Annotated in this window: 24 protein-coding genes; 12 read left to right on the forward strand and 12 right to left on the reverse strand. The window is 59.2% G+C overall.

The annotated features are described in order from the left end of the window. Nucleotides 1-72 precede the first annotated feature (72 nt). Nucleotides 73-1,107, reverse strand: coding sequence for an aspartate-semialdehyde dehydrogenase (locus AC5SEO_RS12450; RefSeq protein WP_003514078.1), 1,035 nt, complete (start codon nt 1,105-1,107; stop codon nt 73-75). Between the two features lie 508 nt (nt 1,108-1,615). Between AC5SEO_RS12450 and AC5SEO_RS12455 the strand changes: the two genes are divergently transcribed. The 3 genes from AC5SEO_RS12455 to AC5SEO_RS12465 all read left to right on the forward strand — a co-directional run bounded on the left by AC5SEO_RS12455 (nt 1,616) and on the right by AC5SEO_RS12465 (nt 6,715). Next, nucleotides 1,616-3,499, forward strand: a complete 1,884-nt coding sequence (locus tag AC5SEO_RS12455; RefSeq protein ID WP_003514082.1) for an MFS transporter — start codon at nt 1,616-1,618, stop codon at nt 3,497-3,499. A 188-nt stretch (nt 3,500-3,687) separates the two neighbouring features. Further along, nucleotides 3,688-5,262 carry a Re/Si-specific NAD(P)(+) transhydrogenase subunit alpha gene (locus AC5SEO_RS12460; protein ID WP_495363883.1) on the forward strand — a complete coding sequence of 525 codons (1,575 nt, stop codon included), beginning with the start codon at nt 3,688-3,690 and terminating at the stop codon, nt 5,260-5,262. Between the two features lie 19 nt (nt 5,263-5,281). Beyond that, nucleotides 5,282-6,715, forward strand: coding sequence for an NAD(P)(+) transhydrogenase (Re/Si-specific) subunit beta (locus tag AC5SEO_RS12465; RefSeq protein ID WP_003514086.1), 1,434 nt, complete (start codon nt 5,282-5,284; stop codon nt 6,713-6,715). A gap of 175 nt (nt 6,716-6,890) precedes the next feature. Here AC5SEO_RS12465 and rutF read toward each other — a convergent pair whose 3' ends face one another. From rutF to AC5SEO_RS12500, 7 genes are all read right to left on the reverse strand, one after another. After that, complete coding sequence (rutF, locus tag AC5SEO_RS12470; RefSeq protein ID WP_003514088.1) at nt 6,891-7,415, reverse strand: NADH-dependent FMN reductase RutF; 525 nt, start codon at nt 7,413-7,415, stop codon at nt 6,891-6,893. A 26-nt stretch (nt 7,416-7,441) separates the two neighbouring features. Beyond that, nucleotides 7,442-8,032 carry a malonic semialdehyde reductase gene (locus AC5SEO_RS12475; RefSeq protein WP_003514089.1) on the reverse strand — a complete coding sequence of 197 codons (591 nt, stop codon included), beginning with the start codon at nt 8,030-8,032 and terminating at the stop codon, nt 7,442-7,444. Nucleotides 8,033-8,049: 17 nt separating this feature from the next. Then, nucleotides 8,050-8,841, reverse strand: coding sequence for a pyrimidine utilization protein D (gene rutD, locus AC5SEO_RS12480; RefSeq protein ID WP_174068600.1), 792 nt, complete (start codon nt 8,839-8,841; stop codon nt 8,050-8,052). 14 nt (nt 8,842-8,855) lie between these two features. Next, the gene (gene rutC, locus AC5SEO_RS12485; RefSeq protein WP_003492069.1) at nt 8,856-9,242 is read right to left on the reverse strand and encodes a pyrimidine utilization protein C; all 387 of its coding nucleotides are present in this window, start codon (nt 9,240-9,242) and stop codon (nt 8,856-8,858) included. A gap of 26 nt (nt 9,243-9,268) precedes the next feature. Then, nucleotides 9,269-10,009: a pyrimidine utilization protein B gene (gene rutB, locus AC5SEO_RS12490; RefSeq protein ID WP_003514094.1), complete on the reverse strand. Its 741-nt coding sequence runs from the start codon at nt 10,007-10,009 to the stop codon at nt 9,269-9,271. Continuing rightward, the gene (rutA, locus tag AC5SEO_RS12495) at nt 10,006-11,097 is read right to left on the reverse strand and encodes a pyrimidine utilization protein A (RefSeq protein WP_003504013.1); all 1,092 of its coding nucleotides are present in this window, start codon (nt 11,095-11,097) and stop codon (nt 10,006-10,008) included. The genes rutB and rutA overlap by 4 nt, the downstream gene beginning before the upstream one ends. Nucleotides 11,098-11,561: 464 nt before the next feature. Next, complete coding sequence (locus AC5SEO_RS12500) at nt 11,562-12,173, reverse strand: biliverdin-producing heme oxygenase (RefSeq protein WP_003514096.1); 612 nt, start codon at nt 12,171-12,173, stop codon at nt 11,562-11,564. 280 nt (nt 12,174-12,453) lie between these two features. Between AC5SEO_RS12500 and AC5SEO_RS12505 the strand changes: the two genes are divergently transcribed. The 9 genes from AC5SEO_RS12505 to AC5SEO_RS12545 all read left to right on the forward strand — a co-directional run bounded on the left by AC5SEO_RS12505 (nt 12,454) and on the right by AC5SEO_RS12545 (nt 21,418). Further along, entirely contained in the window at nt 12,454-13,338 is an 885-nt protein-coding gene (locus tag AC5SEO_RS12505; protein ID WP_003504010.1) for a dihydrodipicolinate synthase family protein, read from the forward strand. A gap of 21 nt (nt 13,339-13,359) precedes the next feature. Further along, nucleotides 13,360-14,016 (forward strand): GntR family transcriptional regulator, encoded by a 657-nt coding sequence (locus AC5SEO_RS12510; RefSeq protein ID WP_003504009.1) that lies wholly within the window; start codon nt 13,360-13,362, stop codon nt 14,014-14,016. A gap of 104 nt (nt 14,017-14,120) precedes the next feature. Next, the gene (locus tag AC5SEO_RS12515; RefSeq protein ID WP_003514099.1) at nt 14,121-15,452 is read left to right on the forward strand and encodes an ABC transporter substrate-binding protein; all 1,332 of its coding nucleotides are present in this window, start codon (nt 14,121-14,123) and stop codon (nt 15,450-15,452) included. Continuing rightward, nucleotides 15,452-16,390, forward strand: a complete 939-nt coding sequence (locus AC5SEO_RS12520) for a carbohydrate ABC transporter permease (RefSeq protein ID WP_111795904.1) — start codon at nt 15,452-15,454, stop codon at nt 16,388-16,390. Before AC5SEO_RS12515 ends, AC5SEO_RS12520 begins: the two co-directional genes overlap by 1 nt. Further along, the gene (locus AC5SEO_RS12525; protein ID WP_003504003.1) at nt 16,390-17,226 is read left to right on the forward strand and encodes a carbohydrate ABC transporter permease; all 837 of its coding nucleotides are present in this window, start codon (nt 16,390-16,392) and stop codon (nt 17,224-17,226) included. The genes AC5SEO_RS12520 and AC5SEO_RS12525 overlap by 1 nt, the downstream gene beginning before the upstream one ends. Nucleotides 17,227-17,258: 32 nt before the next feature. Continuing rightward, on the forward strand, nt 17,259-18,317 hold the full coding sequence (locus AC5SEO_RS12530; protein ID WP_013636780.1) for an ABC transporter ATP-binding protein: 1,059 nt from the start codon (nt 17,259-17,261) through the stop codon (nt 18,315-18,317). Nucleotides 18,318-18,366: 49 nt separating this feature from the next. Next, nucleotides 18,367-19,329 carry a sugar kinase gene (locus AC5SEO_RS12535; protein WP_174068601.1) on the forward strand — a complete coding sequence of 321 codons (963 nt, stop codon included), beginning with the start codon at nt 18,367-18,369 and terminating at the stop codon, nt 19,327-19,329. Nucleotides 19,330-19,472: 143 nt separating this feature from the next. Beyond that, nucleotides 19,473-20,531, forward strand: coding sequence for a P1 family peptidase (locus tag AC5SEO_RS12540; RefSeq protein WP_313594017.1), 1,059 nt, complete (start codon nt 19,473-19,475; stop codon nt 20,529-20,531). Nucleotides 20,532-20,551: 20 nt separating this feature from the next. Then, nucleotides 20,552-21,418, forward strand: a complete 867-nt coding sequence (locus AC5SEO_RS12545) for a D-amino-acid transaminase (RefSeq protein WP_003514109.1) — start codon at nt 20,552-20,554, stop codon at nt 21,416-21,418. A 6-nt stretch (nt 21,419-21,424) separates the two neighbouring features. Here AC5SEO_RS12545 and AC5SEO_RS12550 read toward each other — a convergent pair whose 3' ends face one another. The 4 genes from AC5SEO_RS12550 to AC5SEO_RS12565 all read right to left on the reverse strand — a co-directional run bounded on the left by AC5SEO_RS12550 (nt 21,425) and on the right by AC5SEO_RS12565 (nt 25,605). Beyond that, a complete protein-coding gene (locus AC5SEO_RS12550) occupies nt 21,425-22,321 on the reverse strand; it encodes a LysR substrate-binding domain-containing protein (RefSeq protein WP_174068603.1) in 897 nt (298 codons plus the stop codon). Between the two features lie 88 nt (nt 22,322-22,409). Further along, nucleotides 22,410-23,921 carry a serine hydrolase domain-containing protein gene (locus AC5SEO_RS12555; RefSeq protein ID WP_112682221.1) on the reverse strand — a complete coding sequence of 504 codons (1,512 nt, stop codon included), beginning with the start codon at nt 23,919-23,921 and terminating at the stop codon, nt 22,410-22,412. A gap of 116 nt (nt 23,922-24,037) precedes the next feature. After that, complete coding sequence (locus tag AC5SEO_RS12560) at nt 24,038-24,778, reverse strand: ABC transporter ATP-binding protein (RefSeq protein ID WP_003514115.1); 741 nt, start codon at nt 24,776-24,778, stop codon at nt 24,038-24,040. Then, nucleotides 24,775-25,605: an ABC transporter ATP-binding protein gene (locus AC5SEO_RS12565; protein ID WP_003503986.1), complete on the reverse strand. Its 831-nt coding sequence runs from the start codon at nt 25,603-25,605 to the stop codon at nt 24,775-24,777. Before AC5SEO_RS12565 ends, AC5SEO_RS12560 begins: the two co-directional genes overlap by 4 nt. Nucleotides 25,606-25,607: the final 2 nt, after the last annotated feature.

Here is a 25,607-nt window from a genome sequence, read left to right on the forward strand (position 1 = left end):
TAGCCAATTGGAAAACCCGCCTGCCCCACACAGAACAGACGGGTTATACTTAACGAACCTTAAAAAATCGTATCAAGCCGCCGCCTTGCGGGGCTTGATGAGACCACGATTGACCAGGAGTTCGGCGATCTGGATGGCATTGAGGGCAGCGCCCTTGCGCAGATTGTCCGAAACAACCCAGATGTTGAGGCCGTTTTCAACCGTCGCATCCTCACGGATACGCGAAATATAGGTCGCATCCTCACCGGCGGATTCAACCGGGGTGATGTAGCCGCCATCTTCATGCTTGTCGATCACGAGGCAACCCGGCGCTTCGCGCAGGATATCACGCGCCTGATCGGCGGTGATCTCGTTTTCGAACTCGATGTTGACCGATTCCGAATGACCGATGAAAACAGGAACGCGCACGGCCGTGCAGGTTACCTTGATCTTCGGATCGAGCATCTTCTTGGTTTCGGCCAGAACCTTCCATTCTTCCTTGGTATAGCCGTCTTCCATGAAGACGTCGATATGCGGGATGACGTTGAAGGCGATGCGCTTGGTGAACTTCTTCGTTTCGACCGGATCGGCCACGAAGACGGCGCGTGTCTGCTGGAACAGCTCGTCCATGCCTTCCTTGCCAGCGCCCGAAACGGACTGGTAGGTGGAGACAACGACGCGCTTGATCTTGGCAAAGTCATGCAGCGGCTTCAGCGCGACAACGAGCTGGGCCGTGGAGCAATTCGGATTGGCGATGATGTTCTTGCGGGTGAAGCCCGAGATCGCGTCGGCATTGACTTCCGGAACGATCAGCGGAACGTCCTGGTCGTAGCGCCATGCAGACGAGTTATCGATGACGACGCAACCCTGCTGGCCGATCTTCGGCGACCACTTCTTGGAAATCTCGCCGCCGGCCGACATCAGGCAAATATCCGTGTCGGAAAAATCGTAGTTTTCGAGGTTGGAAACCTTCAGCGTGCGGTCGCCATAGGAAACTTCCGTACCCTGCGAGCGGGAGGAAGCGAGCGGCACGACTTCATCTGCCGGAAAACCACGTTCGGCCAGGATGTTGAGCATTTCGCGACCGACATTGCCGGTGGCGCCTACAATTGCAACTTTGAAACCCATGATCAAGCTCTCTTTCTGTCTCTCCTCTTTTGGGTGAGGTGGGGAACCCGCATCGCATTGCGGCTTCCTCGATCCCCAGCCAAACCGGGGAGAGAGCGGTGGCCAGAGACGTCAGACGGTTTTAATCGTCGTTTTGGCCGTAATTCGGATAGAATAAGAAAGACGCGGATCATCGCCGGCGGATTGTGCCGGTCCTTCCATGACAATCATGTCTGCAACATGCCTGCGCAAGGTGATGCTCCTTCTTCGCGAGAAGCTATTAGAAGGTTTGGTGTTCGTGTCAAGAAAAAAGGCACGTTGCGAGCGACCCGGCGCATAAGCGCAAATGCCACCTCGCGATATTTTTGCACGTTATGCATTAGACTAAAGTCATAATCCGAAAGCATCGCTCTCATTGGGGTTAATTTTCTGTCACTCTAACATTACGCGCATTGCACCCTTACGGGGGAGTCCGGAGGAGAGACAGGGCTCTGCAATGCGCTCATTTGACATCTGTGGAGGACAGACAATGGCAAACGTAGCAGCCGTGAGCGGCGCCGCCCGTCCCATGACGGGTGAGGAGAAGAAGGTGATTTTCGCCTCTTCTCTCGGAACAGTCTTCGAATGGTACGATTTTTATCTGTACGGCTCGCTCGCGATCTATATCGGCGCGAACTTCTTCAGCCAATATCCGGAAACGACACGTAACATCTTCGCGCTTCTGGCATTTGCCGCCGGCTTCCTCGTGCGCCCCTTCGGCGCCCTGGTGTTCGGGCGTCTCGGCGACATTGTCGGCCGTAAATACACCTTCCTGATCACCATTCTCATCATGGGCGTTTCGACATTCCTCGTCGGCGTCCTGCCCGGTGCATCGCAGATCGGCATCGCAGCCCCGATCATCCTGATCATCCTGCGCATGCTTCAGGGTCTGGCGCTTGGCGGCGAATATGGCGGTGCTGCAACTTATGTGGCCGAACACGCGCCCAACGGTCGCAGAGGCTATTACACCTCATGGATCCAGACGACGGCGACGCTCGGGCTCTTCCTGTCGCTGATGGTCATTCTCGGCGTGCAGTTCGCACTCGGCAAGGAAGCCTTCGCCGCCTGGGGCTGGCGTATTCCCTTCCTCGTTTCGGTTCTGCTGCTTGGCGTATCGGTCTGGATTCGTCTGAAAATGAACGAATCTCCTGCCTTCAAGAAGATGAAGGAAGAAGGCAAGACCTCCAAGGCACCACTCAGCGAAGCCTTCGGCCAGTGGAAAAACGCAAAGATCGCCCTGCTTGCCCTCGTCGGCGCCGTCATCGGTCAGGCCGTCGTCTGGTATACGGGCCAGTTCTATGCACTGTTCTTCCTGCAGAGCATTCTGAAGGTGGACGGCCAGTCGGCCAACATCATGGTCGCGGCGGCCCTCATCCTCGGCACGGGCTTCTTCGTGCTCTTCGGCTGGCTTTCCGACAAGATCGGCCGCAAGCCGATCATCATGGCGGGTCTCGTTCTCGCGATGCTGACCTACTTCCCGCTGTTCAAGGCGCTCACATGGGCGGGCAACCCGGCACTGGCGCAAGCACAAGCCAGCGTTCGCGCCACCGTGACCGCTGCTCCGGGAGACTGCAAATTCCAGTTCAACCCGACAGGTACGGCGAAATTCACCACATCCTGCGATATCGCCACCTCGTTCCTGACACGCAACTCCGTTCCCTATGACGTCGTTGCTGGAGCGGCTGGAACGCCGGCAAGCGTCAAGATCGGCGACGCCACCATTGCGAGCTACGACGCCATCGCAGCCGGCGCGGATGCTGCCGCAAAAGACAGGGCCTTCCAGAAACAGGTCAACATCGCGCTGCATGACGGCGGCTACCCGCTGGTGCGCGGCGTAGCACAGGTGCCGGACGCAAAACTGGATGCCTTCATTGCCGCCAACCCGGAACTCAACCTCAATGCGGAAGCCGTTCGCGCCGCCGACAAGAAGATGGTGGCGACCGACAAGCTGGTGGCCGACAAGTTGCTGACGCCGGCCGAGACCGCCGGAGCGGCGGAAATGGCCGTCTACAGCATTGCCGGTGGTGGTACCTTCGCCATGGTCGCCGATCCGGCTGCCGTGAACTGGGTCGTCATCATCGCGGTCCTGACCGTCCTCGTGATCTACGTGACGATGGTCTACGGCCCGATTGCGGCCCTGCTGGTCGAACTGTTCCCGACCCGCATCCGCTACTCCGGCATGTCGCTGCCCTACCATATCGGCAACGGCTGGTTCGGCGGCCTGCTGCCCGCCACCGCTTTTGCGATGAGCGCGGCGAAGGGCGATATCTATTACGGCCTCTGGTACCCGATCGTTTTCGCAGGCATCACGCTGGTCATCGGCCTGCTGTTCCTGCCGGAAACCAAGGATCGCGACATCCACACCATGGAGTGAGCGGTTTCGCTCCCGACGATAGAGACCCGGCGCTGACGCGCCGGGTTTTTTATTGCCGCAGTACCGCCAGTGCCCGAACTGGCCTTTCGCAGGCTGTCAATCCGCCGCAGGTAGAAACCGCCAAAAACAAGACAAAAACGCTCGAAATAGGCTATGACGCCCTATCGTGCGGAAAAGGGAGAGCCATTTTGAAAATCGGGACGCCTAAGGAATTATATGATGGCGAGGCGCGCGTCGGCATGACGCCCGACAGCGCGCAAGGCTTGCAGAAACTCGGATATGATTGCATCCTCGAAACAGGCGCGGGCAAGGCGGCGGGATTTTCCGACGACGCCTATCGCGCAGCCGGTGTCACCATCGTTGATAGCGCCGATGCGCTTTATACCGGTGCCGACATCATCGCCAAGGTTCGTCCGCCGGAAACGTCGGAGATTGATCGCCTGTCTTCGGACAAGACGCTGATCTCGTTCTTCTATCCCGCACAGAACAAGGACCTTCTGGAGCAGGCGAAGGAAAACGGCGCAAATGTCATCGCAATGGACATGGTGCCGCGCATTTCCCGCGCCCAGAAAATGGACGCGCTGTCCTCCATGGCCAACATCGCCGGCTATCGCGCCGTCATCGAGGCCGGCAATAATTTCGGCCGCTTCTTCACCGGTCAGGTAACCGCCGCCGGCAAGGTGCCGCCCGCCAAGGTGCTGGTCATCGGTGCCGGCGTTGCCGGTCTTGCCGCCATCGGCACGGCAACCTCGCTCGGCGCCATTACCTATGCCTTCGACGTGCGCCCGGAAGTGGCCGAACAGATCGAATCCATGGGCGCCGAATTCGTCTATCTCGATTTCGCCGACCAGAGCCAGGATGGCGCAGCGACCGGCGGTTACGCCGCCCCCTCCTCGCCGGAATTCCGCGAAAAGCAGCTTGAGAAATTCCGCGAGCTGGCACCGCAGATCGATATCGTCATCACCACGGCGCTGATCCCCGGCCGTGACGCCCCGAAGCTGTGGCTGGCCGACATGGTGGCGGCAATGAAGCCGGGTTCGGTCATCATCGACCTCGCCGCCGAGCGCGGCGGCAATTGCGATCTCACGGTGCCCGACCAGCGCGTCGTCTCCGACAATGGCGTCATCGTCATCGGCTATACGGATTTCCCGAGCCGCATGGCCACGCAGGCCTCAACGCTCTATTCCACCAACATCCGTCACATGATGACCGACCTGACGCCCGCAAAGGACGGCAAGGTCGTTCACAACATGGAAGACGACGTCATCCGCGGCGCGACCGTCACCTATCAGGGCGACATCACCTTTCCGCCACCGCCACCGAAGATCCAGGCCATCGCCGCGCAGAAACCCAAGGAACGAGCAAAAGAGCTTACGCCTGAGGAAAAGCACGCCAAGGAACGGGCCGAGTTCAAGGCGCAGACGAAAAGCCAAGTCGGTCTGCTCGTCATCGGTACGGCGGCCCTGCTTCTCGTCGGCCTTTACGCGCCGGCAAGCTTCATGAGCCATTTCATCGTCTTCGTGCTCGCCTGCTTTATCGGCTTCTCCGTCATCTGGAATGTCAGCCACTCGCTGCACACGCCGCTGATGGCGGTGACGAACGCGATTTCCGGCATCGTCATTATCGGCGCGCTGCTGCAGATCGGTTCCGGCAACTGGCTGGTGGTGATCCTTGCCTCACTTTCCGTCCTGATCGCGACGATCAACATCGTCGGCGGTTTCCTTGTGACACGGCGCATGCTCGCCATGTTCCAGAAGTCCTGAGCCGTGTAGGGGACACATAATGACCATTGGTATCGTTTCCGCGGCCTATGTTGCCGCAGCCGTTCTATTCATCCTCTCCCTCGGTGGTCTTTCCGGGCAGGAAAGCGCCAAGCGCGCCGTCTGGTACGGCATAACAGGCATGGGTCTTGCCATTGTCGCCACGGTCTTCGGACCTGATGTCGGCAACTGGTTCATCGTACTTCTGATGCTGGCGGGTGGCGCCGTTCTCGGCTACTTCGTCGCAAACCGCGTGCAGATGACCGAGATGCCGCAGCTTGTTGCAGCACTTCACTCCTTTGTCGGTCTGGCCGCCGTCTTCATCGGCTTCAACGCCCATATCGAGGAAGCGCATGTCGCCTCGCTAGATGAGACGGCGCGCTCCCTGTTGACAGGCTTTTCCGCCCTCCTCGCCCACAAGACGCCGGTAGAACTGGCAATCATGAAGGTCGAGGTCTTCCTCGGCGTCTTCATCGGCGCCGTCACCTTCACCGGTTCCGTCGTCGCCTTCGGCAAGCTTGCCGGCAAGGTGGACGGCAAGGCGAAGAAGCTTCCGGGCGGACACGTCCTCAATGCCGGTGCCGCGATCCTGTCGCTCGTCCTGCTCATCATGTATTGCAACGGTGCTGGCGCATGGACGCTGGTGCTGATGACGCTTGCCGCCTTCTTCATCGGCTATCACCTGATCATGGGTATCGGCGGCGCAGACATGCCTGTCGTCGTCTCGATGCTGAACAGCTATTCCGGCTGGGCGGCGGCCGCCATCGGCTTCACGCTCGGCAACGATCTCCTGATCGTTACCGGTGCGCTTGTCGGCTCCTCGGGGGCGATCCTGTCCTACATCATGTGCAAGGCCATGAACCGCTCCTTCATCTCGGTCATCCTCGGGGGCTTCGGCGGCACGACGGGTCCGGCGATGGAAATCGAGGGCGAGCAGGTGGCAATCGATGCCGAAGGCGTGGCATCAGCGCTGAACGACGCTGACAGCGTCATCATCGTGCCCGGTTACGGCATGGCGGTGGCACAGGCGCAACAGGCCGTTTCCGAACTGACCCGCAAGCTGCGCGCCGACGGCAAGACCGTGCGTTTCGCCATCCACCCGGTTGCGGGTCGTCTTCCCGGCCACATGAACGTGCTGCTCGCCGAAGCAAAGGTGCCCTACGACATCGTGCTGGAAATGGACGAGATCAACGACGATTTCCCCAATACCGACGTCGTCATCGTCATCGGCTCCAACGACATCGTCAACCCGGCGGCACAGGACGATCCCAACTCGCCCATCGCCGGCATGCCGGTTCTGGAAGTATGGAAATCCAAACTGGTCATCGTTTCCAAGCGTGGCCAGGGCACGGGTTACTCCGGCATCGAGAACCCGCTGTTCTACAAGGACAACACCCGCATGTTCTACGGCGATGCGAAGAAGTCGATCAACGATCTTTTGCCGCTGATCAAGTGATGAAAAAGGGCGTTTCCGGGAGACCGGAAACGCCCTTCTTACTGACGTGAAAAGAAAGCTCCGCCGTCATCCTCGGGCTTGTCCCGGTTGCAGATCCTCGGGACAAGCCCGAGGATGACGGCGCGCAAATAGCTGATCGTGAGTTAAGGGTATCAACCGGCCCCAGAGACCGCTCTCAAAGCACCCGGTAACGCCGGTTGAAATACATCAGTGCTTCGTCGCCCTCATTGATCTTCATATCGACGACATCGCAGATCAGGATATCGTGCGTGCCGCCATCATGTGCCTCGCGAATGCGGCAATCGAAGGAGACCAGTGCGTCTTCCAGAACAGGCGAGCCGGTTTCGAGCACGCCCCAGCTTCCGGCAGCGAAACGTTCTTCCGCCGGTGTCTTGCCGCCGAACAGGGTGCTCAGCACCTCGTGCTTGGAAGCAAGCGTGTTGACGCAGATGACGCCATTGCCCTTCACCACATTATAAGCGGAAGAGCCGCGGTTGAGGCAGACGAGAAGCGTGGGCGGATTGTCGGAAACGCTGCAAACGGCCGTCGCTGCAAATCCCGCACGGCCTGCCGCACCGTCCGTGGTGACGATGTTGACTGCCGCACCGAGCCGCGCCATGGCGTTTCTATAATCGAGGCTGCGTTCCTGTGCAGTCTTCGTCTCCATTTCCGCTTCCTTTTCAAGAGACATCATCCGCATCTAAACCATCCTTCCTTAACAGGCCCTCAAGCCAGAACACAGGCGTCTTCGAACGCAAGTCGCGGCAGGCGGCCGAACAGCTTCGACGGATCGCCGTAACCAAGATTGATGAGGAAATTGGATTTCCATGTCGTACCCGCAAAAAATGCGGCATCCACCTTGCCCTTGTCGAAACCGGACATGGCTCCGGTATCAAGCCCGAGCGCGCGGGCGGCAAGAATGAGATAACCGGCTTGCAGCGTGGCATTGCGGAATGCCGTTTCCTCGGCCATCGCCGCACTGGAGGTGAACCAGGAACGCGCATCGGCATGGGGAAACAGCACCGGTAGCTTCTCGTAAAATTCGCTGTCGATGGCAGCGATGACCGTGACGGGTGCTGCCATGGTCTTTTCCAGATTGCCCGAAGAAAGCGCCGGCCTCAATTTTTCCTTGGCTTCCGGGCTGCGCACGAACACGAAACGCGCCGGCGAGCAATTGGCCGAGGTCGGCCCCATCTTCGTCAGGTCATAAAGCGCTGTCAGCGTCTCATCCCCGATCGGCTTGTCCGTCCAGCCATTGTGGGTGCGTGCCTCGGTGAAAAGTGTTGCCAATGCAGCGTCGTCCAATGCTCTCGTCATTTTACTCTCAAATCCCGTCAGAATGTTTGTGTTGCCGGTAGCAGAAACTGCAAAAGCCGCGCGTTGAAAAGGTCAGAATCGGTGATATTGACCGCATGCGCTCCGAAATCGAGAAGGCAAAGCTCGCTTTGCGGCAAACCTTCCGCAAGACGCAGCGACCGGGTATAGGGCACCAGAAGATCGTCCTTGGTTGCCACTACCAGAACCGGATTGCCGATCTCGCCGAGGCGCGCGTCGATATCAAAGGCCCGGAGCGCCGCGATGCGCCGAAGCACATTCGCCCTGCCCTGAAAATGCGCGACGCCATGCGCATCGTCACGTGCCAGCCGCTCCTGATGCTCTGACATCCAGGCCGCCGGATAAAGAAACAGCGGCTGGGCTTTCACGAAAGCCTCGACACCGGATTTTTCCAGAAGCTCGATCCGCACATCGAAGCAGCGCCCGGAATGCGGATCGGCCTTGCTCCAGGCATTGATAAGAACAAGCCTGTCGATGAGGCCGAGCTTGCGAAGCGCGATATCGAGTCCGATCAGACCGCCAAGCGCATGGCCCATGAAGTGAAATTTTTCGAGGTTCAGCGCCGAGACGATCTCCAGCACATCATCGGCCATCGCCGATATGCCGCCATCTGCCGGCACCTCGCCGCCGGTCCGGCCAGTTCCGCGATGGTCATAGGTAACGATCCGGAAATGGCTGGAAAGGGCCTCGATCTGCGGCGCCCAATAGGCGCCCGATCCACCCAGTCCCGATGACAGCAGGATAGTGGGCGCCTTAGGCTCGGCCCGGCCATGAACCTCGAAATGCATCATTTTGCCGTTTCGCCTTACTTGCCGATATGTGCGACGGTGGCGATTTCCACCAGTGCATCAGGCTTTACGAGGCCGCACTGGATGCAATAACGCGCGGGCTTGTCGCCGGGGAAATATTCGGCATAGACTGTGTTTACGGCCTGATAATTCGCCCAGTCGGTGATGAAGATGTGGTTCATCGTGACGTCCTCCATCGTGCCGCCGGCGGTCTCAATAACGGATTTGATGGTTTCCAGAACATGGCGTGTCTGGGCGCTGGCATCGCCCACATGCACGACATTATTGTCCTTGTCGAATGGCAGCGTACCGGAAACGTAAACCACGCCATCGGCAAGGGTTCCCGGCGAAAAAGGGGCGATGGGTTTGCTTGTACCGGCAGGCACGACGATCTTCTTCGGCATTTCATTCTCCTCTTTGTGTTTGGGGATCAATCCCTGACGGGTGCGGCCTGCGAGATGACGCCGCAGAAATCATTGACGGTCGCCACCCAGCCGAAAAATTTCTCGACATTGTAGACCGTCGCCTGTTGGATGTAGTCCGGGCCCAGATGATGCGTGGCATCCTCCAGCATCACCCCGAAATATTCGAGATGGAAAGCGTCGCGCAGCGAGCTTTCGACGCAGACATTGGTGGCGATGCCGACGAACACCAGATTGCGGATGCCGCGGGCGCGCAGGACGCTGTCCATATTGGTGTTAAAAAAACCGCTGTAACGCGTCTTCGGCACCAAGATATCGCCGGGCTGCGGCTGCAACTCGTCAACGATGGCATAGTCCCATGTGCCCTTGGCCAACAGCTGGCCCTGCAATTCCGGCCTTTTGCGCATCGTCTTTAGCGCGTTGGACTTGTGCCAGTTGGGCGAACCCGGCCCACCGGCCTCGACATAATCCTTGTCCCAGCCATTCTGGAAATAGATGACCTGAACACCTGCCGCCCGCGCTGCATCCAGCGTCTTCTTGATGTTGGCGATGGTGCCCTTGGCGCCGGAAATATCGAACCCGGCAAGATCGACATAACCGCCCTCGGTCGAATAGGCGTTCTGCATGTCGACCACGACAACGGCGGTCTCGCTGGGCTTGAGGGTAATCGGCTCCGGCCTTGCGGGAAGTGTGACACTTTCCGAACGGCTTTCCGGCCCCTTGTAACCCGCCACGACGGCTTCACTCATTCCGCTGCCTCCAGTTCGGCCAGCACATGCTGGCGGCTCTTCATCAGCGGCTGTACATATTTGCCGAATTTTTCGACGCCTTCGAGAAAATCGTCAAAGGTCAGCATCACGCCACCCGTTCCCGGCACTTCGCTCATTTCATCCAGCATCGCCGCCACTTCCTCATAGGAGCCAATCAGCGTTCCCATGTTGATGTTGACCGCCGAGACGGGATTGGACATGTGCCGGACATTGGTATCAGAGCCGGACTTGGTGTCGACAGAACTCTGCAGGCCGAGCCACTTGATCGCGTCTTCATCCGCGCCCGCCTTGTAATGCTCCCACTTCGCCCAGGCATCCTCGGATTTTTCTTCCGCGAGGATCATGGTCAGCACGACGGATTTAACCTCGCGACCAGACTTTTCCGTTGCCGCCAGAAGTCGCTCATTGGTGGGTGCAAAAGCCTTTGGCGTATTGACGCCGACGCCGAAGCAGAAGCTGTAATCGGCGAACTTGGCAGAAAACGCCATGCCGGAATTGGAAGAACCGGCGCAGATGAGCTTCACATCCCCCTGCGGCACCGGCTTCATGCGGCAATCATCCATCTGGAAGAACTTGCCCTTGAAGTCCGACTGCCCTTCCGTCAGCAACTCTTTCAGCACGGAGGTATATTCGCCGAGATATTCATAGCGATCACCGAAATAATCGTCGCCCGGCCAAAGCCCCATCTGGCTGTATTCAGGACGCTGCCAGCCGGTAATAAGGTTGATTCCGAAACGCCCGCCGGAAATGGAATCGATCGTCGTCGCCATGCGCGCAACGATGGCCGGCGGCATGACCAGCGTGGCGGCGGTGCCGAACAGCTTGATCTTGGAGGTCACGGCGGCGAGGCCCGCCATTAGGGTGAAGGATTCCAGATTATAATCCCAGAACTCGGTCTTGCCGCCAAAGCCGCGCAGCTTGATCATCGACAGCGCGAAATCGAAGCCGTACTTTTCCGCCTTCAGCGTGATTTCCTTGTTCAGGTCGAAGCTTGGCTTGTATTGCGGCGCGTTCTCGGAAAGGAGCCACCCATTATTCCCGATCGGTATAAAAACACCAACTTCCATCTTGCTGTTCCCTTTTTTGGCATCAGGCGTTTTCCTGATTTGAAGAAAGAGTAGCAGGTTCCGTGCCAGACGAAAAAAAATAATTTTATCAATTGGATAATTTTTTGGAGGCAAATTTCTTTTTACCAAAAGATAAAAATTTTATCATTTGGTAAATTAACATGCCTGTTTATTCGGCAAATATCGAACGCAATGTGCGGGAAATGAGTAGCTCTCACAATGGTTCTGAAGCGTTGCACGACAGCCGAAAACCACTCCTCCGTCACGCCGGACTTGATCCTGTATCCAGCCGCGGCCCGTCCGCGCCGCCAATAGAGCCCCGCGCGATCAAGCACTTGATCGCACTAGACCCCGGACCAAGCCCGGGGTGACGGCGTGGGTATGCTAAGACGAGGTCAGCACGAATGTGCAACGAGGCATTTCAAGCGCTGTGAAGACAACCAGCGACAAGCTATGCCAAAACCTCAACCGAGGCGTTGCTGCGCGTAGGCATGCACGGCCCTGAAGGCGGCTTCGGCGCCGGCGACGACCCGCTCCTCTTCTTCGATGGTCAGCGAAATTTCATCGAGCGCGGCCGTAAAGGTACGCCAATGCAGGCCGCGCCCTTCCGGAGCGCCGGCCAGATGGCGCGCGCCGAATTCTTCGGTGAGGCCAAGCTTGGCTGCATCTTTAAGAAGGAAAGCCGCGCCGAGGTTCGAGCCTTCGACCACATAAAGCCAGCCCATGGCCTCAGGTAGATCGAACGGCGTTTCGCTGGTAAAGCGCGGCTCGTTTGTTTCAGGAATGGCGTGTCCCAGATCGGCAAGGTCCTGCTCTATCATGGAGAGACGGCGACGACCCTTAAGATCAGGCAGCAGGCCATCAAGCGTTTCATTGGAGAAAAACGCATCGAGGTCGCGATGGAAAAGATATTGCGTTTCCACGAATTTGCCGAAGTTCTCCCGGCTCTCGAACGGCTTCGCTGCCATGATGAAGGTATCGAGACCACCATGCGCGCCACGCGTGGCAGCCCTCAGGCGCTTCACCCGGCTCTGCTCGATCTCTTCCACAGGCGCTGATGGCTCCACAATGGTCATGACGCTTCCCTTTATCCCATATTCAGATTGCCTGATAAAAATCTTTACTTAAACAGTCAAATTTATTTTAGCATTTTTCCTGTGCATCGCTAAAAAATGGCATTCGCGTAAACCGGTGTAAACATTCCATGCCCCACCGGGCGCAACACCGATCCTGAGGCAGCTTTAGAAGCCAATTCCCCCCATTCCAGCCTCCCGAACAATCATTCTGTAATTACCGCTTTACAACTAACATGTCAGTGTGCCACCAATCTGCAGCCATCTTGGAGGAGCATCTTAATTGACCCAGAAATTCGGCCTTTCGGCAGCACTGACGACCCCTTTCAAAACTGACGGAACCGTCGATACAGACGCCATGATCGCGCATGCCCGCCGTTGCCTTGCAAATGGTTGCGACAGCGTGACACTCTTCGGCACCACCGGCGAGGGATGCTCCGTCGGCAGCCGCGAACGGCAGGTCATTCTCTCCCGCTTCATTGAGGCAGGCATTGCGCCTTCCCGTCTGGTCACCGGCGTTCTCGTGGATTCCATCGAGGATGCGGCCGACCAGTCCGCCGAGGCCCTGAACGCAGGTGCCCGCAATATTCTTCTCGCCCCACCATCCTATTTCAAGAATGTCAGCGATGACGGCTTGTTTGCCTGGTTCTCGGCGGTTTTCGAAAAGATCGGCAAGGGCGCGCGCGACATTCTCGTCTATAACATCCCTTCCGTGACCATGGTAACACTGTCGGTCGAACTGGTGGGGCGGCTGAGACAAGCGTTTCCGGGCATCGTCACCGGCGTGAAGGACTCCTCAGGCAACTGGAGCCACACAGAGCGCCTGCTGAAAGAACACGGCGATCTCGCCATTCTGATCGGCGATGAGCGTGATCTGGCCAAGGGCGTTCGCCTGGGCGGTCAGGGAGCCATCTCCGGCGTTGCCAATTTCCTGACGCAGGAAGTCCGCGCCATGGCCGTTGACGGCAAGGACGATGCGCGCATCGTCGATCTTGTTGTGGAACTTCTGAAATTTCCGGTTACGCCCGCCGTCAAGGTGCTGGTATCACACACGACAGGGGAAAATATCTGGTCTGACGTGCGCGCGCCGCTCGTTGCCATTTCACCGGAGGGCCGGCGGCAGATCGAAGGCGCATTCGACGCGCTGTTTCGCAAACAGGCCGCCTGAACAGACCTTGAAAGGTTGAGCATGGACGATACCGGCGAACAGACATTGCGGGAACGGGCGTATGAAAGCTTTACGCATCACCTTCTCTCGCGCGACGTTCGCCCTGGGCAATTCATCTCGCAACGCCGCCTCGTGGAATTGACGGGTCTGCCGCTGGGCGCGATCCGGGAAGCAATTCCACGGCTGGAGGCGGAAGGTCTGATCAAGACCGTGCCGCAGCGGGGATTGCAGGTCGCCCATATCGACATCAACCTCATCCGCGAGGCGTTCCAGTTCCGGATCTTTCTCGAGAAGGAGGCCGTGGCGCTCTTTACGCGTTCGGCCTCGGACGAGACCATCGCCAAGCTGTTGAAACAGCACCGCGATATCGTCGAGGCGACGGAAAACGGTGGGGAATCGCCGGAGCTGGACCAGCACGCGCAGCAGGTGGACTGGGGCATGCACGACGCCTTCATCGATAGTCTCGGCAATTCGATCATCTCGAACGCCTACAGGGTCAACTCCATCAAGATGCGCCTCATCAATCAGGAGCGCTTTCGCATCGCAGGCCATGTCAAATCGGTGATGAAAGAACACCTCGCCATTCTCGAAGCCATTGAGAAGCGATCTGTCGAAGACGCTGTGGAGCGGCTGACCGCCCATATCCGCAACGCAAGGGACAGGGCGCTGGCAGTATAAGGCAATTCCGGTAGGGCAGAAGAAAGGTCCTGCCCGGAATTGCATGAAAATAAGCAACAAGCCGGAGGTGAGGAGAATTTCCGGCTAACTGGAGGAGAACTGACATGACGCATTCATTGCTCAACCCCACGCGTCGCGCCTTTCTGGCAGGCACGGCAGCGATCGGTGGCAGCGCGGTGCTCGGCATCCGCCCCGCATCGGCGGCGGTGAACTGGAAAAAACACGCCGGCACCACGCTTGAAGTCAACCTGGTCAAAAGCCCGCGCAGCGAAACGCTGATCAAATATCTGGGCGAATTCGAGGAACTGACCGGCATCAAGGTCAATGCCGAAGCAACACCTGAACAGCAGCAGCGCCAGAAGGTGGTAATCGAGCTTTCCTCCGGCAAGCCGAGCTTCGACGTCGTTCATCTGAGCTACCACGTGCAGAAGAGACAGTTCGAAAAGGGCAAGTGGCTGGCCGATATCAGCGGCTTCCTGAAGGACCCTTCGCTGACCGATCCGTCCCTCGTCGAAAAGGATTTTGCCGAAGCCGGCATGCTGTTTGCCAAGGATAGCGACGGCGTGCTGCGCTCGCTGCCCTTCTCGGTGGATTACTGGATCGTCTACTGGAACAAGGAACTCTTCGAAGCCAAGGGCCTGAAATACCCTGAGACCTTCGAGGAACTGGTGACGGCAGCGGAAAAGATCACCGATCCCGCAACCAACACCTACGGTTTCGTCGCCCGCGGCCTGAAGAACGCCAACACCCCGGTCTGGACTTCGTTGATGCTGGGTTACGGCGCAAAGCCGATCGGCGCGGACGGAAAGGTCGACACCGAATCCAAGGAAGCGGTCGAGGCCGCGAAACTCTATCAACGCTTGATGACCAAAGCCGCCCCTCCCGGCGTTTCCGGCTTCAACTGGGCCGAAGCGCAGTCTGCCTTCCTTCAGGGCAAGATCGGCATGTGGTTCGATGGCGTCGGTTTTGCACCGCCGATCGAAAACCCGGAAAAATCCCGCGTTGTCGGCAAGGTCGGTTACGGTGTCATGCCGAAGGGCCCGGCAGTACAGGCGGCCGGCACCTTCGGCGATGGCCTCGGTGTCGTCGAAGCCAGCAGCAAGAAGGAAGCGGCCTACCTCTTCTGCCAATGGGCGATTTCGCACGACATGGGTGCGCGCCTGCTGCAGGCAGGTGCGGGTGTTCCATTCCGCCAGTCCATCCTCGAAGACCAGAAGGTGCGCGAAGGCGTGAAGATGCCGGCCGCCTGGCTGGATGCGGTCGTCGGTTCCGGCAAGGTCTCGCAGCTTGCCCTGCCGGTCATCATTCCGGTCACGGAATTCCGCGACATCTACGGCGTCGGCCTCACCAACATGATCGGCGGCGCCGACCCGGCAGCTGAGCTGAAAAAAGCGACGGAACAGTTCGCACCCGTTCTGGCGCGTAGCGAGGGATAATGGTCTCCGTGAGCATCGAAAACACCAAAACAGGCGTCAGCCGGAAAGAAGGGAGCAGGCCCGCAAGGCTTGCTCCCAACTACTGGCCTTTCGTCATACCGGCACTTGTCGTCATCTCGGCGGTTATCGTTTTTCCGTGGGTCTTCACCCTGTGGATGAGCGTACATCGCTGGACGCTCGGACAGGAGCAGAGCTTTATCGGTTTCGATAACTATATAAGGCTCGCAAGCGACGTGAGGTTCTGGGAATCGCTCTGGCACACCCTCATCTATACCGTGCTGTCGGTCGTCGCTCCGCTGTTTCTGGGAACATTGGCGGCGCTGGTTTTCGATGCGCAGTTTCCGCTGCGCGGTTTTCTGCGCGGCGTGTTCGTGATGCCGATGATGGCGACCCCGGTCGCCATCGCGCTCGTCTGGACCATGATGTTCCACCCGCAGCTCGGCGTTCTGAACTATCTCTTGTCCTTCATCCATATCGGACCGCTGGAATGGATCTACAACCAGTCCACCGTCATCCCCTCGCTGGTGCTGGTGGAAACCTGGCAATGGACGCCGCTCGTCATGCTGATCGTGCTCGGCGGACTGGCTGCAGTACCCCGCGAACCCTATGAGAGCGCCGAAATCGATGGCGCCAACGCCTGGCAGAAGTTTCGTTACCTGACCATGCCGATGATCGCGCCGTTCCTGATGATTGCCGTCATCATCCGCTCCATCGATGCCGTCAAAAGCTTCGACATCATCTACGCGATGACGCAGGGCGGCCCTGGCACGGCCTCGGAAACCATCAACATCTACCTCTACAACACGGCGTTTTCCTACTACGACATCGGTTACGGCTCGGCCATGGCCGTCGTCTTCTTCATCATCATCGTAGCGCTGTCCTTTGTGCTTTTGATGGTGCGCCAACGTGCGCAATGGAACGAGATGGAGGATCGCTGATGGCTCGCCAATTGCTCAAACGTAAAAACCTCGACCGCATCGGCCTGTTTTTCGTGGCGCTGGTGATGATTTCACCTGTCATCCTGTTCTTCATCTGGATGATCTCGCTGTCGCTGAAATATGAAATCGACAACGGCGCCTATCCGCCGATCCTCATCCCCGAGCGTTTCGCATGGTCGAACTATGTGAAGGTGTTCGAGGAGAATAATTTCTTCCTCTATTTCTGGAATTCGGTGCTCGTCACCGGTGCGGCCACCATTCTGGCGCTGGTGATCGGCGTGCCTGCCGGTTACGGCATCGCCCGGCTGAAGGCGGAAAAGTCGGCTGTCGTCATCATGATCGCCCGCATGACGCCCGGCCTCTCCTTCCTCATTCCGCTGTTCCTGCTGTTCCAATGGCTGAACCTGCTCGGCACACTCTGGCCGCAGATCATCATCCATCTCGTGGTGACGGTTCCGATCGTGGTCTGGATCATGATCGGTTATTTCGAAACCACGCCGAAGGAACTGGAAGAAGCGGCAAGCATCGATGGCGCATCCTCCTGGCAGGTGTTCCGGCTGGTGGCGTTGCCGATTGCCAAGCCCGGCATCGTCGTCTCCTTCATTCTGGCGGTCATCTTCTCGTGGAATAACTTCGTCTTCGGCATCGTGCTGGCCAGCCGTGAAACGCGCACCCTGCCGGTGGCGGTCTACAACATGCTGTCCTTCGAACAGGTGAGCTGGGGACCGCTTGCCGCAGCCGCGCTGATCGTGACGCTGCCGGTGCTGCTGCTCACCATGTTCGCGCAGAAACAGATCGTGGCGGGCCTGACCGCCGGCGCCGTCAAGGGCGGCTGAATCAACCAATTAAAAATACGGGAACCAAAAACATGGCACCGGTCAATATTCTAAACGTCCAGAAGCGCTTCGGCGCGGTCAATATCATCCACGGCATCGATATCGATATCAAGGATGGCGAATTCGTCGTGCTGGTCGGCCCGTCCGGCTGCGGCAAATCCACCCTGCTGCGCATGATTGCGGGCCTGGAAGAAGTCAGCGACGGCGAAATCCACATCGGCGCGCGTGAGGTGAGCAACCTGCCCGCCCGCGACCGCGATATCGCCATGGTCTTCCAGAACTACGCCCTTTATCCGCACATGACGGTGAAGGATAATATGGGCTTCGCGCTGAAGCTGAAGAAGGTGAGCGCCGACGAAACCAAGGCCAAGGTCGACAAGGCCGCCGCCATTTTGGGGCTGGACAAGCTGCTCGACCGTTATCCGCGCCAGCTTTCCGGCGGCCAGCGCCAGCGTGTAGCCATGGGACGCGCGCTGGTGCGCGATCCGCAGGTCTTCCTGTTTGACGAACCGCTGTCAAACCTCGACGCCAAGCTGCGCGTGCAGATGCGCGGCGAGATCAAGGCCATGCACCAGCGCATCGGCACCACCACCATCTACGTCACGCACGACCAGGTGGAAGCCATGACCATGGCCGACAAGATCGTGGTGCTGCATGACGGCGTGATCGAGCAGATCGGCGCGCCGCTCGAGCTTTACGACCGCCCGGCCAACCTCTTTGTTGCCGGTTTCATCGGTTCGCCTGCGATGAACTTCATTCGTGGACGCGTCGAAGAAGGCGTGTTCCGCACCGTGAAGGGCTTAAGCCTTCCCCTGCCCGCCAACAGCGACATTGCCGCACTGGGCGGCCGCGACCTCGTCTACGGCGTGCGCCCGGAACATATCCGTGCAGCAAGCGGCGGTATCGAAGGCCGGGTCGAACTGGTCGAAGGCACCGGCTCGGAAATCTACGCCAAGCTGAACTGCAAGGGCGACGAGATCGCCTGCTTGTTCCGCGAGCGGCTGGACGTGAGGTTCGGCGATACGATCCATATCGCCATCGACCCGGAAATGGTTCACCTTTTCGACAAGGCAACCGGCAAGCGCATCTAAGGCGCATGCCGAGTAAAATTGCGTAAGACAAAGACATAGGGTGACGGGCATGGACAGCCAACACGAGAGCCGCAAACATGTGCTGTGCGTGGGTGCAGCCGTGCTCGACACCCTGTTTCGCGTCCATGACATGCCAAAGGGCGAAGGCAAGGTCCTGCCTTACGAAATGTTGCAGATCGCCGAGGGCATGGCATCCAGCGCAGCCTATGCGGTGCACCGCATGGGCGGGCGCGCCAGCCTTTGGGGTGCGGTGGGCGACGACGAGACCGGAACCCGCATCCTGCGCGATCTCGCCGAAAGCGGTATCGACACCACAGGCATGACAGTCGCCGCCGGCGCACGCTCCGCACTCTCCACGATCATTATCGATGATCGCGGTGAAAGGCTGATCGTGCCTTTTTATGATCACAGGCTGCATGAGAAAAAGCGCTCCTGCACACCAGCGGACCTCGCCGCTTACGACGCCGTGCTGGTGGATGTGCGCTGGCCGGAACTGGCGCTCGAGGTTCTTGATGTGGCACGCGCGCTCGGCAAACACGCCATTCTCGACGGCGACGTTGCGCCGGTTGAAATCCTCGAAAAGCTCGCACCCGCCGCGACCCACATCGTTTTTTCCGAACCCGCCGCTGCCCGGCTGACGGGGCTTGAGACGGTAGAGGACATGCTGCCAGTGCTGCACGTCCGCTACCCGCAGACCTTCATCGCCGTCACCGCCGGACCGGCAGGCTGCTGGTGGACGGAAGCTGGCGATCCCACTGTCCATTTTCAGGAAACGATGCAGGTCAAGGCGGTGGATACGCTGGCGGCAGGCGACATTTTCCACGGCACCTTTGCGCTTGCCATAGCCGAAGGCATGGAAAGCCGCGCCGCCATCCGGCTCTCCTCCGTTGCCGCTGCGCTCAAATGCACGGTCTTCGGCGGCCGCATCGGCGCACCCACACGCGAAGAGACCGAAGACGCGATGCGGCAATGGCTGGAGCGTGAACGGGGACCGGCGCTACGCGCCTTCTGAGCGCATCCATTGCCCGCATAAAACTATTCCATTTTTGCGATGCCGTTTCCCGGCGAACTAGGCTAACGTCAAGTCAGAGCAAAGCTTTTCGCAAGCCGCGCTTGTTCCACCTTGAGCCTGCATTCCGCAAAAGTGATCGCCCGATGCATCAGACGACCCGCCCAAGACTGCGCGATATCGGCTTGCCGCCCGGCCATTTCGAGACCGGCCCGCTCAATGCCATCACCGATGTCGAAGGCGTGACGATCGGCCATTCGACCGTCATCGAAGGCGACACGATCCGCACCGGCGCAACCGCGATCCTGCCGCATGGCGGCAATCTTTTTCAGGACAAGGTGCCCGCCGCCTTCGCCGTCTATAACGGTTTCGGCAAGTTTGCAGGCTCGACCCAGATCGAGGAACTTGGCGAACTCGAAACGCCTGTCATCCTCACCAATACGCTCGCAACCGGCCGGGCAATCGAGGCGATCAACCGCCATACGCTTTCGCAGCCAGGCAATGAGAAAGTGGTATCCATCAATGCGGTCGTTGGAGAGACCAACGATTCCCGGCTCAACGACATCCGCGCAGGTCGCCCGACCGTCGAGGAAATTTCGGCCGCGCTGAAAAACGCTGCCACGGGCCCGGTCGCCGAGGGCGGCGTTGGAGCCGGAACCGGCACGGTGGCTTTCGGCATGAAGGGCGGTATTGGAACAGCATCCCGCATGGTACCGATTGCCGGAGAAACCTATACACTCGGCATTCTCGTACAGTCCAATTACGGCGGCCATCTCCTTGTCTGCGGCAAACCCTATCTAAGCCCTGAGCACAGGGACAAGGACGGTTCCATCGTCATCATCGTCGCAACCGATGCGCCGCTGTCGTCGCGCAATTTGAAGCGCTTGGCCGCTAGGAGCTTCGGCGGCCTCTCGCGCACCGGCGCGGCACTGAGCAATGGTTCCGGCGATTACGCGCTGGCATTTTCGACCAACGAGCGGCTTCGCAAAACACCCGCACGCCGCAAGGCCGTGGCGGATTTTCCCGAGCTTTCCAACGATGCGATCTCGCCGCTCTTCGAAGCCGCAATAGAGGCAACCGAGGAGGCGATCCTCAATTCGCTCTGCGCGGCAACAACAACTTCAGGCTTCAACGCTGGAACCGGCAAGGCCGCAACGGTTGAGGCCATTTGCATCGATACCCTTAAAACCCTTCTTTCAGCCTGACTTTTCCAGACGGAGTTTTCATGACTAGCCAATCCGGTCGCATCGTTTACCTCAACGGCGAATTCCTGCCCGAGGCGGAAGCCCGCCTTTCCATCTTCGACCGCGGCTTCCTGTTCGGCGACGGCATTTATGAAGTCACCTCCGTTCTCGAAGGCAAGCTGATCGACAGCGACCTGCACATGGCGCGGCTGGAACGCAGCGCCCGCGAAATCGACGTGCCGCTGCCGGTCACAACAAAGGAAATCGTAGAGGCCGAACGTCGCCTGATTGCCGACAACAACCTCGTTGAAGGCATGATCTACCTGCAACTGACGCGCGGCGCGGAAGACCGCAACTTCCTGTTTTCCGCCGATTTGAAGCCGACGCTGGTGATGTTCACGCAGGCCAAGAAACTCGTCGGCACCGCCGTGGAAGAGGCCGGCATTGCGGTCAAATCCGTTCCCGACCAGCGCTGGGCGCGCCGTGATATCAAGACCGTCTGCCTGCTGCCGCAAGTGATGGCAAAACGCATCGCAAAGGCTGAAGGCTGCGATGAGGCGTGGATGATCGAGGATGGTTTCGTCACCGAAGGCGCATCCTCCACCGCCTATATCATCACCGGCGACAGGAAGATCATCACCCGCGGCAACAGCAACAAGACCCTGCCCGGCTGCACCCGCCTTGCCGCCCTGCAACTGGCCAAGGAGGCCGGTTTCACGCTGGAAGAACGGCCTTTCACGCTGGAAGAGGCGATGAACGCAGACGAAGCCTGCCTGACCAGCGCCTCCAACTTCGTGGTTTCGGTGACGAAGATCGATGGCAAGCCGGTGGGTGATGGCAAACCAGGCGCGATGGTGAAACGCCTGCGCGCGCTCTATCTCGAAAACGCCCACCGCACCGCGATCTGACCAGGATCAATCTTCGAGAACCGCCCATATGCGCTCGACAACGGGACGGCGGTTCTCCTTGGAACGATAAAGCCGGATATCCACGGCAATATCGAAACTGTGATCGGCGGCACGCACCAGCGCGCCGCTATCCAGCTCGTGCCGCATCAGGCTTTCCGGCACCCAGGCAACACCCCATCCCGCCATCGCCATGGCTTTCAGCCCCACCGACATGCTGCCCTCATGCACCCGCTCGAATTTCGGCAGGCGCGCACTCAGGAGATCGCGCAACAGCGGCCCGAAGAACGATGCTTTTTCGTAATCCAGATAGGCAAAGGGTTTTTTCGCGCTTTCCGTCAGGCTGTGCAGCGGCGCGCCGTCCTCTGTGGGGGCGGAAACGGGAATGATGTTTTCCGCGCCAAGCACGCGGAATTCGAAGGTCTGCGCATCGAGCAGCATCGGCACTTCGGGGTGGGCGTAGGTCAGAAGGAAATCGCTCTGCCCGTCCACCAGCGAATTGAGGTTCTCCTCCATGCTGCCGGAATCAGGCCGCAGAACCGAAAACAGCGGTCCCGCCTTCTGGTTCACTCGTTTCAGCCAGTCCGGGAAGAAGGTGAAAGACAGCGTGTGCAGCGCCGTCAGCCGCACTGTTCTGGCATCCTCGCCGTCTTCCTGCAACAGGGTGCGACGGGCGTGGTAAAGCTGCTTCAGGGTTTCCTGCGCCACCGGAACGAACTTCACCCCGGCCTCGGTCAGTCGTGAGGGATAGGAAGCGCGATCGACCAGCGTCGCGCCCACCCAGGCTTCCAGCTGCTTGATCCTTCGGCTGAAAGCGGATTGCGTCACATGCCGCTCTTCCGCCGCCTTCGAAAAATTGAGCGTTCCGGCCAGCGCCAGGAAATCCTCGAGCCATTTGACTTCCAAGGGCCTGTTCTCCCACAAAGATGTTGAACCGGCCTTTAGCTGGAACAAGGGTCTTTATTAGGAGCAATAGCAGCTGATTGAAACCCTCTTAAAGGCTTCTTGAATATTCGATCATTCGCGCCCGGCTCGCCACAAGCTCTATCCGGCTGTCGCTCAATTGATTGAGGCAGATGCGCTTCGTCCACGGCCCGTCCGAGAGCGTGAAGAGGAAGCGACCATTGCCGAGCGCCGTCAAAGGCATGGAGCGGCGCGTGGGACCGATACCCATGGTCAGCGACGAACCGGAAATCGTAAATTCCGCCCCTTCGGTAGAGCGCCAAGATCCGGAAAGCTCATCGGGCACCGCATGGTCACCAACCGGCAGGAACCGACGAGCGGCGTGGCCTGCCTCGCCGACGATCGCATCGCCCTCGAGCCTCAGAAGCATCGGAGAGGATGCGGAGCGCGATGACACCCAGCCATCGGCATCTTCATAAAGCGTGTCGTCGCCATCGATGAAGGTCGAGGTACTGCCCTTGATCTCCAGCCACCACGGTCCGCTTTCGGTGACATAGAGGCCTTCCGGCAAGCTGGCGGCGGGTTTGGGTAAAGGCAGACCGGTCAGGGCCGCCATGCTTTCCAGCGCAATCTTGAAGCCGTTGGTATCCTCGCGGTTCGATACCACGACGAAACCCGTGCCGTTTTCCGGATCGAGAAGGAAATACGTCTTGTAGCCAGGATGCGAACCGCCATGACCGACGAAACGTCTGTCGCCGAGATGTGACCAGCGCAGGCCGAGACCATATTCGCTCATCCGTCCATCGGCGAGCCGCCGCTCGGTGGAAAGCCCGTCCAGAACGCCGGCAAAGCTGCCCTCTCCCCGCATCAGCCCCTGCAGCCAGCGGGTCAGCGCTTCGGCACTGCCGGCAAGACTGCCGGAAGCGGAAATATGCAGCCCCGCCGCCGAAAGTTGCCAGTTGCTCTCAGCCTTCCAGTAACCCGGCACCAATCCGTCCACCGGATCGTTCCAGACGTCCGGCGCCTTCAGGAAAACACCGAACGGACCGGCAATTTGCGTCTGCACGAAATCGTCAAAACGGAAACCATGGCGCTCCAGCGCCGCCTCGACCAGACGATAACCGGTATTCGAATAGGAAACCTCGCTGCCGGCCGGAAAGTTCAGCCGGGTCAGCCGCGACAGATAGTCTAGAAGCGGGCCGGCCTTCGTTTCGGTGTAGACGGAAAGACCAAGCAGCGAGAGGCATTCGCGCGTGTCCGGCAACCCGCCGCTCATATCCAGCGCCTGCCCGACAGTGACGTCGCGGAGTGGCGATTGCAGCTCCGGCAGATGCTTTCCGAGTGGATCGTCAAGCCCGATCAGATCGGAATGGGCAAGCACCATGGCACAGAAGGCATGTTTGGTGACGGAAGCGTAACGCACCACGCTTTTCGGCGTGAACGGCGCAAACGTCGAAAGGCTCTCAACCCCGCCCGCATGGGCAAAACGGATGCCATTGAGATCGAAACCGATCACTGCTCCGCCTGGCTCGTTGCCGGCCCATTGCGAGACGAAACTCTCGGCAAGCGTCGAAGCGGCGTTCCAGTCGAATTGCTGTGACATTGTTCGGTCTCGTGTCTTCGTGGGTCTTGTGGGAAGCCTCATACCGCTGCCGCGACCTTCTCCCCGGTGGGAAGAAGAAGCGAGCAGCATCCGCTCGATCTATGTGCGACGTGGGCTCAAGCCGGCTCTTCCAGCCGGATACTCAGGCTGCGCAACTCTTCGGTATGCGGGTGTTTCGTGCGGCCTTCGCGTAGATCGCCTGCATTCAGCTGCTCGACCATTTCACCATTAAGCATCACGCCCACCTGTGGGCACAGATGCGCGATAACAGCCAGATTGTGGCTGACGAGGATATAGGTGAGGTTGCGCGCCGCCCGCAGATCCTGCAACAGGTTCAGGATTTCCGCCTGCACTGAAACATCGAGCGCCGAAGTCGGCTCATCGAGCAGCAGAACCTGCGGATCGGCAATCAAAGCACGCGCAATCGCCACGCGCTGACGCTGACCGCCGGAGAGCTGGTGGGGGTAACGGAAGCGCACCGCCTGGGGCAGGGCCACATCCGATAGCGCCTGCTGGATGCGTTTTTCGATATTGTCCATGCCGTGCACCAACGGCAATTCGCTGAGAATGCGGTCGATGGTCTGGCGCGGATGCAGCGAACCATAGGGGTCCTGAAACACCATCTGCACCTGCCGGAAGAATTCCGGCGTGCGCTTCAGCGGTGCATCCTTGCCGGCAAAGGCGATGCGGCCTTCCCAGCTTTCATTAAGGCCGGCCATGGCGCGCAAAATGGTGGACTTGCCCGAGCCGCTTTCGCCAACGATGCCGAAGCTGCCGCCCTTTTCGACCGAAAAGGACACGCCCTTCACCACTTCACGGTCGCCGAACTTGATACGGAGATTTTCGACGTCGATCATAGGCTGGACCACGCTGCATCACGGTTGAGAACGGGAAGACGCTCGCGCGGATGCGTCAGCGAGGGAATGCAGTTCAAGAGACCCTGCGTGTAAGGATGCTGTGCTTTCAGGAGTTCGGAAGCCTTCAGTTCCTCCATCACCCGGCCGGAATACATGACAGCCACGCGGTCGCAGAAATGCGAGACTAGCGGCAGGTCGTGGCTGATGAGGATGAGACCCATGCCGCGTTCCGATACCAGCTCCTCGATCAGCCGCAGGATTTCCGCCTGAACCGTGGCATCGAGAGCACTCGTCGGTTCGTCGGCGATCAGAAGCTCGGGATCGGGCGCCAGCATCATGGCGATCATGACACGCTGGCCCATGCCCCCGGAAACCTCGTGAGCGTAGGACGAAGCGACCTGGCGCGGATTGCGGATCTTCACCTGATCGAGCAGGGCGATTGCCGCCTCCATGGCCGCACGCTTGCTGCCGCCCTTGTGGGCGCGCCAGGCTTCCGCGATCTGTGCACCCATGGTCTTGACCGGGTTCAGCGAATATTTCGGATCCTGAAGGATGAAACCTGCCCGTTTTCCCCGGATCTGGCGCATCTGCTTTTCACTGGCGGAAAGCACGTCGATACCGTCAAAGGAGAGCTTGTCGGCCCTGATATCGGCATTGGAGGGCAGAAGCTTCATCAGCGCGCGCGCCGTGAGGCTCTTGCCCGAACCGGATTCACCGACGATGCCGAGCTTTTCTGTTCCGAGCTTCATGGAAACACCGCGCACCGCCTCGAAGCGGCTGGTGCGGGTCTGGAACGCGATCTTCAGATTTTCGATTTCGACCAGCATGG

This window comes from Agrobacterium sp. K11, assembly GCF_059429395.1.